We start from the raw sequence: 9261 nt of genomic DNA, 5'->3' as shown, positions 1-9261 counted from the left end.
GGACTACGAACTAAAAATTTTCAATTTTTAGTTCTGTCCCACTCCCTTTTCTGATTTTCAGGAGAAAAGATTGCTAAAAGACAAAAGGAACAAAAGAATGTCTCAAGCGACAAAATGAACGTTAGAAGCTTCATTTAAACATTTTGTTATAAAAACTATTAACAAAATTTACGATTCAGGACATTGTAGAAGATTGTGGTATCAATCGGATGACCTTTTATCATATATATATATGTGTGTGTGTGATTTGGTAGAATGGTCTTGTTTTGAGCTTGCTAAAAAGTAAAACGTTGCTGTCCAAGTAGCTGTTCAAGAAATTTTATTAAATAGTAGAACTTTTCTCATTTTGTTCTTTTCTCTTGTGCTTGATTAAGTTTTTATTTATAATAATTCTAAATAAAGTAAAAAGAGAAGGTTGACGATGATGAGAGAACAAGAAATTGATAAGAATTTTAGCGGTCGGCTTAATATTTTGCGAGCTGGAGTATTGGGGGCCAATGATGGTATTATTTCTATCGCGGGTGTGGTAATAGGGGTAGCAAGTGCAACAGAAAGTATTTGGATTATCTTTCTTTCTGGGTTAGCAGCAGTCTTTGCGGGAGCTTTTTCCATGGCAGGTGGTGAATATGTATCTGTCTCCACTCAAAAGGATACGGAGGAGGCCGCAGTTGTCAAAGAGCGAGATCTTTTAATGAAAAATCCAGATATTGCTAGGCAGTCGCTCTATGCAGCTTATATCCAGAATGGCGAGTGTGAGACTTCTGCCCAGCTTTTAACCAATCGAGCTTTTTTAAAGGATCCTCTCAAAGCTTTGGTAGCGGAAAAGTATGGTATTGAAGTGGAAGAATTTACTAATCCTTGGCATGCAGCAATCTCCAGCTTTATCGCTTTTGTAGCAGGAGCTATCTTTCCCATGCTGAGCATTGTCTTCTTTTCTGCTAGTTATAGAATTCCGGCGACAGTAGTCATCGTTGCTTTATCGCTATTGGGAACGGGATACACTAGTGCCAAGTTAGGAAAAGCACCGATAAAAAATGCCATGATTCGAAACTTAGTCATTGGACTTTTGACTATGACAGTAACTTATCTTGTAGGTCAATTATTTGCTATTTAATTTCGAAATAAAAAACCTTTATGAGGAGTGATTTTGATTGTAGATTATTCTATTTGACTTTATAGTCAATTCTTTTTAGAATTATCTGTCAACCACAATGCTGAAATCAATCAATTTTCTTACGATTGATAAGTATAATAGCATCAAATAAAATACAAGAATAAATTTTCTTGTATTTTCCTTTTTCTTATGCTATAATGTAGATAATGAATATGAAAGAGAGGCGAGGAAATATCTTCGCCTCTTATCTGTGAGGAGGTGTAGTCTTATCACAACGATTGTCAAATTAGTAAAAGAAGTTGTTGAACCAGTCGTTCAAGAACCGTATGAATTAGTGGATATTGAGTACGGTAAGATGGGGAGCGACCATGTTCTTAGTATTTTTGTAGATAAGCCGGGAGGAATTACTGTAAATGATACGGCAGAATTGACGGACATCATCAGTCCACTTTTAGATATGATTAAGCCGGATCCCTTTCCTGAGCAGTATTTTCTTGAAGTAACTAGCCCAGGGTTGGAACGTCCGCTGAAAACGAAAGAACAATTAGCAGATGCAGTTGGGCAATATATCCATGTTAGTCTGTATCAGGCAGTTGATAAAAGTAAAACCTTTGAAGGAACATTGCTTTCTTTTGAGGAAGATCATTTAACAATGGAATATATGGATAAGACGCGTAAGAAAGTTGTTCAAATTCCTTACAAGCTAGTATCCAAAGCAAGATTAGCAGTAAAATTTTAGTAAGAAAAAAGAAAGGATTGCTTTTGTTTTTACAAAAGCGAAAAAGACATGAGTAAAGAAATGCTAGAGGCCTTCCGCATTTTGGAAGAAGATAAAGGGATTAAAAAAGAAGACATTATCGAAGCAGTGACAGAATCCTTGCGCTCCGCTTATCGTCGCCGTTATGGTCAAGCAGATAGCGCAGCCATTGAATTTAACGAAAAAACAGGAGATTTTCGTGTCTATACAGTTCGTGAAGTGGTGGACGAAGTTTTTGATAGCCGTTTGGAAATCAGCTTAAAAGATGCTCTTGCCATTAGCTCAGCTTATGAGCTTGGTGATAAAATCAAATTTGAAGAAGCGCCGGCTGAATTTGGTCGGGTAGCAGCTCAATCTGCTAAGCAAACAATTATGGAAAAGATGCGCAAGCAAACGCGGGCGATTACTTACAATAAGTACAAAGAGCATGAAAATGAAATCATGTCAGGAACAGTCGAACGTTTTGACAATCGTTTCATCTATGTCAATCTTGGCAGCATTGAAGCGCAGTTGTCTAAACAAGACCAAATTCCTGGAGAAGTCTTTGCTTCACACGACCGCATTGAAGTTTTTGTTTATAAGGTTGAGGACAATCCTCGCGGTGTGAATGTTTTTGTTAGCCGTAGTCATCCAGAGATGATCAAACGCTTGATGGAGCAAGAAATTCCTGAAGTTTATGACGGAACGGTTGAAATCATGAGCGTTTCTCGTGAAGCAGGTGATCGAACCAAGGTTGCGGTACGCAGTCACAACCCAAATGTAGATGCAATTGGTACAATCGTTGGACGTGGTGGCGCAAACATCAAGAAAATCACTAGCAAGTTTCATCCTGCTAAGTATGATGCAAAATCATACCGTATGATTCCTATTGAAGAAAACATCGATGTGATTGAATGGGTAGCAGATCCTGCTGAATTCATCTACAATGCGATTGCTCCGGCAGAAGTGGATCAAGTCATCTTTGACAGTCAAGATAGCAAGCATGCTCTTGTCGTTGTGCCAGATAACAAATTGTCTCTTGCAATCGGTCGTCGCGGACAAAACGTACGCTTGGCAGCTCATTTGACAGGTTACAGAATTGACATCAAATCTGCAAGTGAATTTGAAGCTATGGAAGAAGCTGGTGAACTCGGCGGATTTGCTGAAGAAGTAGAAGAATTTACAGCAGTTGAAAGTCCTGTAGAAACAGAATTTGTGGAAAGTGAAGTTGAAGCAGCAGACTAAAGGAGGGAAAGAATGGCAAAAACAAGAAAAATCCCTTTACGAAAATCAGTAGTTTCTAACGAAATCATTGACAAGCGTGATTTACTCCGCATTGTCAAAAACAAAGAAGGTCAAATTTTCATTGATCCGACAGGTAAGGCGAACGGACGTGGAGCTTATATCAAACTTGATAATGAAGAAGCGCTTCAAGCTAAGCAAAAACGAGTCTTTAATCGCAGTTTCAATATGGAAGTGGAAGACGATTTTTACGATGAACTGATTGCTTATGTGGATCACAAGGTCAAAAGAAGAGAGTTAGGTCTTGAATAAGCAAAAACTAGCAAATTTACTTGGCTTAGCACAACGAGCAGGTCGCATCATATCGGGTGAAGAATTGGTTGTTAAGGCTATACAAGATAGGAAAGCAAAGTTGGTCTTTTTAGCCAACGATGCTGCTCCAAATTTGACTAAGAAAATTACTGATAAAAGTCATTATTACAAAGTAGAAGTATCAACCGTGTTTTCAACACTGGAATTAAGCACCGCAGTAGGCAAGGCAAGAAAAGTGCTTGCCATCACTGATGCTGGATTTACAAAGAAAATGAGGTCTCTTATGGAATAGAAGAGGAGGACAAGATTTGTCTAAAGTAAGATTGTACGAAATCGCGAAAGAACTGGGAAAAGAAAGCAAGGAAATTGTGGCGCGTGCAAAAGAGCTTGGTATTGAGGTAAAAAGTCATGCCAGCAGCGTGGAAAGTGAAATAGCAACACGTATAACAGCTAGCTTTTCTCAAGCAGCAGCTCCTAAAAAAGAAACGACTCAAAAGCCGACTCAATCGTTGCCTAAAGAGCAAGCGTCAGCTCCAACGGCAGTGAAAGAAACGACCGAGGCTGAGAAGAAAGCAGAGCCGAAGGCAGTAGCTCCAACGCAAAAGTCGGAAGTGGAAGCGAAGTCGGCGTCTGCAAAACCAAAAAGTCGTAATTTTAAGGCTGAACGAGAGGCAAGAGCGAAAGAACAGGCAGAACGACGAAATAAACAGCGAGACAATCGTCCGCAAAAACAACAAAATGGCGATAAACGAAATCGAGATGAACGTAATCAGCGTAATGATCGAAGCAATCAAAATCGCAATGACCGAGGAAATCGCAACGAACAACGCGACAACCGCAATCATCGAAACCAAGACAATCATCGCCAAGGGCAAAATCGTTCACATGTTGCAAATCAAAATCGCCCTCAAACGGATCAAGGGCCACGCATTGATTTTAAAGCACGTGCAGCAGCTCTGAAAGCTGAACAAAATGCTGAATACGCTCGTGGTAGTGAAGAACGTTTCAAACAAGCTCAGGCTGCGAAAGCAGCTCAACGCGAGCAGAATAAACGGAAAGAACCTGTAGAAGAATTATTTCAAGCAGCAGCTACTATCGTGGAAGCAACAAAGCCAGCTCCACAGCCCCAAGTTGCTCCTGAAGCGAGTCAAACTCCCGCAGTTGACACTCGTCGTAAAAAACAAGCCCGGCCAGACAAGAAGCGCGATGACTTTGATCGTGAAGAAGATGGTCCAAGAAAACAACAAAAGAATCGAAGCAGTCAAAATCAAGTGAGAAATCAAAAAAATAGTAATTGGAATCATAACAAGAAAAATAAAAAAGGCAAGAATAATCGGAACAATAACCAAACTCCAAAACCGGTTACAGAACGCAAGTTCCATGAATTGCCAAAAGAATTTGAATATACAGAAGGCATGACCGTTGCAGAAATTGCAAAACGGATTAAACGTGAACCAGCCGAAATTGTCAAGAAACTCTTTATGATGGGGGTTATGGCAACGCAGAATCAATCGTTGGACGGCGATACTATTGAACTTCTGATGGTAGATTATGGCATTGAAGCACATGCTAAAGTTGAAGTCGATAATGCAGATATCGAACGTTTCTTTGTGGATGATGATTATCTTGATCCAGATGCCTTGGTAGAGCGTCCGCCAGTTGTGACCATCATGGGACACGTTGACCATGGGAAAACAACACTTTTGGATACCTTGCGTAATTCTCGTGTTGCTACAGGTGAAGCAGGTGGGATAACACAACATATTGGTGCTTACCAGATTGAAGAAAATGGTAAGAAAATTACCTTCCTTGATACACCAGGGCATGCGGCCTTTACTTCTATGCGGGCGCGCGGTGCTTCTGTCACAGATATTACGATTCTTGTCGTAGCAGCAGATGATGGAGTCATGCCTCAAACAATTGAAGCGATTAACCATTCAAAAGCAGCTAATGTGCCAATTATTGTAGCGATTAACAAGATTGATAAGCCAGGTGCTAATCCTGAGCGGGTTATCGGTGAATTGGCTGAATATGGCGTTATGTCAACTGCTTGGGGCGGTGATTCTGAATTTGTTGAAATCTCAGCGAAGTTCAACCAAAATATTGATGAACTGCTCGAAACCGTTCTCCTTGTAGCTGAAATTCAAGAGCTAAAAGCTGATCCAAAGGTTCGCGCAATTGGTACAGTAATCGAAGCGCGCTTGGATAAAGGAAAAGGTGCAGTTGCAACCTTGCTCGTTCAACAAGGTACTTTGAATGTGCAGGATCCAATCGTTGTCGGAAATACCTTTGGACGTGTACGTGCCATGACCAATGACCGTGGACGCCGAGTGAAAGTTGCGGGGCCATCGACACCAGTATCTATCACAGGTTTAAATGAAACACCAATGGCTGGTGACCATTTTGCCGTATATGAAGATGAAAAAGCAGCGCGTGCAGCTGGTGAAGAACGTGCAAAACGTGCTCTCATGAAACAACGTCAAGCAACGCATCGTGTTAGTTTGGAAAATCTCTTTGATACCCTTAAAGCTGGTGAAGTCAAGTCTGTCAATGTCATTATCAAAGCAGACGTGCAAGGTTCTGCCGAAGCCTTGACAGCTTCCCTTCAGAAGATTGAAGTGGAAGGTGTTAAAGTAACAATTGTTCACTCAGCAGTTGGTGCGATTAACGAATCAGATGTTACTCTTGCGGAAGCTTCCAATGCCTTTATCATTGGTTTCAATGTTCGTCCTACTCCACAAGCTCGTCAACAAGCTGAAGCGGATGACGTCGAAATGCGTCTTCACAGTATCATTTATAAAGTGATTGAAGAAGTAGAAGATGCCATGAAAGGGATGCTTGATCCAGAATTTGAAGAAAAAATTATTGGCGAAGCTGTCATTCGTGAAACCTTCAAGGTTTCTAAAGTCGGTACCATCGGCGGATTTATGGTGGTTAGCGGTAAAGTAACTCGTGATTCTAAGGTTCGTGTCATTCGTGATGGTGTTGTCATCTTTGATGGTGCGCTTGCTAGCCTCAAACATTATAAGGATGATGTGAAAGAAGTCGGAAATGGGCAAGAAGGTGGTCTTATGGTTGAGAACTACAATGACATCAAGGTAGACGACATGATTGAAGCCTACATCATGGAAGAAATCACAAGATAAGATATGAATGGAAGAGAGACAGACTATGATTTATTGAAGTCTGCCTCAACCTTTTTCTAAAGTAAGTGAAAGGAGATATCATGGCAAATCAATTTCGTGTGGATCGTGTGGGCATGGAAATCAAACGTGAAGTCAATGAAATTTTGCAAAAAAAAGTTCGTGATCCGCGTGTTCAAGGAATTACCATTACAGATGTGCAAATGTTGGGCGACTTGTCAATGGCAAAAGTATACTACACGCTGATGAGCAACCTTGCTTCTGAACAAGAAAAAGCTCAGACCGGTTTAGAAAAGGCGAAGGGAACCATCAAACGTGAATTGGGTCACAACTTGAAGATGTATAAAATTCCTGATTTGACATTTATCAAGGATGAATCGATTGAATATGGGAACAAAATTGACCAAATGATCCGCGATTTAGAACAAAAATAAAACGTGATTTTAGCTATATCAATATATTTAAAAAGAAAGGAAATTCTATTTTTCTTTCTTTTTTTGATAAAAATGCTAAAAAAGGCTTGTTACTTTTACACTTATCCTTTAAAATAGAAAAGGAGATAATCCGCTACAGATTTTTCGGAGGAGAAAAGATGTCCATCAATTGGCAGCAAATTATATTTAGCTTCTTAGGCGGTTTAGGACTTTTTCTATATAGTATTCGAATGATGGGAGATGGCTTGCAGCAGGCTGCAGGTGATCGGCTTCGTTATTTTATTGATAAATATACAAGCAATCCATTTTTTGGCGTTCTAGTTGGGATTGGTCTAACAGCTCTGATTCAATCAAGTTCGGGTGTGACAGTTATTACGGTTGGACTGGTAAGCGCTGGACTATTGACTTTGAAGCAAGCGATTGGTATTGTCATGGGAGCCAATATCGGAACGACAGTGACCTCCTTTATTATTGGTTTTAAGCTAGGTGATTATGCCTTACCCATTCTCTTTTTAGGAGCAGTCTGTCTCTTCTTTACCAAAAAGCGCTCTATCAATAATATTGGTCGTGTCTTATTTGGGGTCGGGGGGATCTTCTTTGCTTTGAATTTGATGAGTGGTGCTATGGAGCCATTGAAAAATTTAGATGCTTTTCGTGAGTATATGATAAAGTTGAGTGGAAATCCAGTCCTAGGTGTATTTGTAGGGACAGGTATTACCTTGTTGATTCAAGCCTCATCAGCAACTATTGGTATTCTACAAAATTTATATGCGAGCGGCTTGATTGAGTTAAAGGGAGCTTTGCCAGTCCTTTTTGGGGATAATATCGGGACAACGATTACAGCGATTATTGCATCATTAGGAGCCAATATTGCTGCGAAACGTGTGGCAGGTGCCCATGTCACTTTCAATGTGGTCGGTACCGTTTTATGCTTGATCGTTTTAGGTCCATTTACGAGCTTAATTCAGTGGTTTCAAGCAGCATTCCATTTAAGCCCAGAAATGACCATCGCCTTTGCTCACGGAACTTTTAATGTTACTAATACCATTATTCAATTTCCATTTATTGGCTTGTTAGCTACCTTGGTAACAAAACTGATTCCAGGTGAAGATGAAGTTGTGAAATATGAACCGCTTTATTTAGATCCGATTTTAATCAAACAAGCTCCGTCTTTGGCGCTTGGAAATGCCAAAAAAGAATTGCTTCATTTAGGACGTTATGCGATGCGTTCATTTGAGTTGGCTTATGATTATATTGTGAACAATACTGAAAAGTCAGCAGACAAGGGACACAAGGTAGAAGAAGCAATCAATAAAATTGATGAAGATCTCACACGTTACCTCATTGATTTATCTAGTGAGCCTCTTAGCCAAAAAGAAAGTGAAGTGCTGACAAATATTTTGGATTCATCTCGAGATTTAGAAAGAATCGGGGACCATGGTGAAGCGCTGATTAATTTGACTGATTATATCCGTCGGAAAAAGGTGGAATTTTCTCCAGCAGCTTTGCAAGAGTTGGAATTGATTTATAACATGACTTTGACTTTCATTAAAGAATCCCTGGCTTCTGTAGAAAATAATGACATTGAGTTGGCGGATAGCTTAGTAACTAAGCATGAAGCGATTGATAAAATGGAACGAAAACTACGGAAAACGCACATTCATCGTCTGAATAGAGGAGAATGCTCGACACAAGCAGGCGTAAACTTTATTGATATCATCTCTCACTATACGAGAGTAGCGGATCACGCCATGAACTTGGCGGAAAAGGTCCAAGCGGAACAAATATAATCATGAGAAACAAACTGCTGGTGCAGTTTGTTTTTTTGTACCCTACTTATCTTGCATGATCAAGTAGAAAGTTTATTAATAATGGCTCTGTGAGATCAAGTTTGGTACACAAGAAAAAGTGGAACATCTGTGCTGTAATACTAGCTTGACTTTGCTATCAATCCAATGTGATAGAGCAAATAGAGGTTGAATAGAACTTGAAAGATGTCACAGTTTATCTTTATCAAAACTTACACACTCTAAACCAGTTCATCAAGAAGAAAAATACAAATTTCGAAATATACTTTTTATTTTTGATTAAATCTTTCTTGTAAAATTGCATTTGTTAAACTATTCGAACCTCTTATTGCTGGCTATCAGTAGATTGTGGGTATTGAATTAAAAAAAGTTTTAGTATGTTCTATAAGCCGGACTCATGTTTTTTGATGAGAATATTATTGTGATGGGGAGATTGTCATAACTAGTTTATTAAGGATGTTCGGAAACTAGT

8 protein-coding genes are annotated in these 9261 nt (G+C 39.6%); all 8 read left to right on the top strand.

Annotated elements, in window-relative coordinates:
* Nucleotides 1-424: 424 nt before the first annotated feature.
* Nucleotides 425-1114, top strand: coding sequence for a VIT1/CCC1 transporter family protein (locus HMPREF2574_RS04615; RefSeq protein WP_042754037.1), 690 nt, complete (start codon nt 425-427; stop codon nt 1112-1114).
* Nucleotides 1115-1364: 250 nt separating this feature from the next.
* Nucleotides 1365-1853: a ribosome maturation factor RimP gene (gene rimP, locus HMPREF2574_RS04610; protein WP_024052170.1), complete on the top strand. Its 489-nt coding sequence runs from the start codon at nt 1365-1367 to the stop codon at nt 1851-1853.
* A 48-nt stretch (nt 1854-1901) separates the two neighbouring features.
* Nucleotides 1902-3095: a transcription termination factor NusA gene (gene nusA, locus HMPREF2574_RS04605; protein WP_042754019.1), complete on the top strand. Its 1194-nt coding sequence runs from the start codon at nt 1902-1904 to the stop codon at nt 3093-3095.
* A 12-nt stretch (nt 3096-3107) separates the two neighbouring features.
* Complete coding sequence (rnpM, locus tag HMPREF2574_RS04600; protein WP_003025961.1) at nt 3108-3404, top strand: RNase P modulator RnpM; 297 nt, start codon at nt 3108-3110, stop codon at nt 3402-3404.
* Nucleotides 3397-3696, top strand: a complete 300-nt coding sequence (locus HMPREF2574_RS04595) for a YlxQ-related RNA-binding protein (protein WP_024052168.1) — start codon at nt 3397-3399, stop codon at nt 3694-3696. The genes rnpM and HMPREF2574_RS04595 overlap by 8 nt, the downstream gene beginning before the upstream one ends.
* Nucleotides 3697-3712: 16 nt before the next feature.
* Entirely contained in the window at nt 3713-6550 is a 2838-nt protein-coding gene (gene infB / locus HMPREF2574_RS04590) for a translation initiation factor IF-2 (protein WP_070241540.1), read from the top strand.
* Nucleotides 6551-6630: 80 nt separating this feature from the next.
* On the top strand, nt 6631-6981 hold the full coding sequence (gene rbfA, locus HMPREF2574_RS04585; RefSeq protein ID WP_024052166.1) for a 30S ribosome-binding factor RbfA: 351 nt from the start codon (nt 6631-6633) through the stop codon (nt 6979-6981).
* Nucleotides 6982-7139: 158 nt separating this feature from the next.
* Nucleotides 7140-8771, top strand: a complete 1632-nt coding sequence (locus HMPREF2574_RS04580) for a Na/Pi cotransporter family protein (protein WP_070241541.1) — start codon at nt 7140-7142, stop codon at nt 8769-8771.
* Nucleotides 8772-9261: the final 490 nt, after the last annotated feature.

Origin of the sequence: Streptococcus sp. HMSC034E12, assembly GCF_001835915.1 — a bacterium.
Lineage (GTDB): Bacteria > Bacillota > Bacilli > Lactobacillales > Streptococcaceae > Streptococcus > Streptococcus vaginalis.
Note: the sequence above shows the minus strand (reverse complement) of the source record. Positions and strands in the feature narration are given on the sequence as shown.

Excerpts from the sequence above, each read along its gene's own strand:
- rnpM (WP_003025961.1), top strand. The coding sequence starts at position 3,108 with ATGGCAAAAACAAGAAAAATCCCTTTACGAAAATCAGTAGTTTCTAAC.
- HMPREF2574_RS04580 (WP_070241541.1), top strand. The coding sequence starts at position 7,140 with ATGTCCATCAATTGGCAGCAAATTATATTTAGCTTCTTAGGCGGTTTA.
- rbfA (WP_024052166.1), top strand. The coding sequence starts at position 6,631 with ATGGCAAATCAATTTCGTGTGGATCGTGTGGGCATGGAAATCAAACGT.
- HMPREF2574_RS04615 (WP_042754037.1), top strand. The coding sequence starts at position 425 with ATGAGAGAACAAGAAATTGATAAGAATTTTAGCGGTCGGCTTAATATT.
- nusA (WP_042754019.1), top strand. The coding sequence starts at position 1,902 with ATGAGTAAAGAAATGCTAGAGGCCTTCCGCATTTTGGAAGAAGATAAA.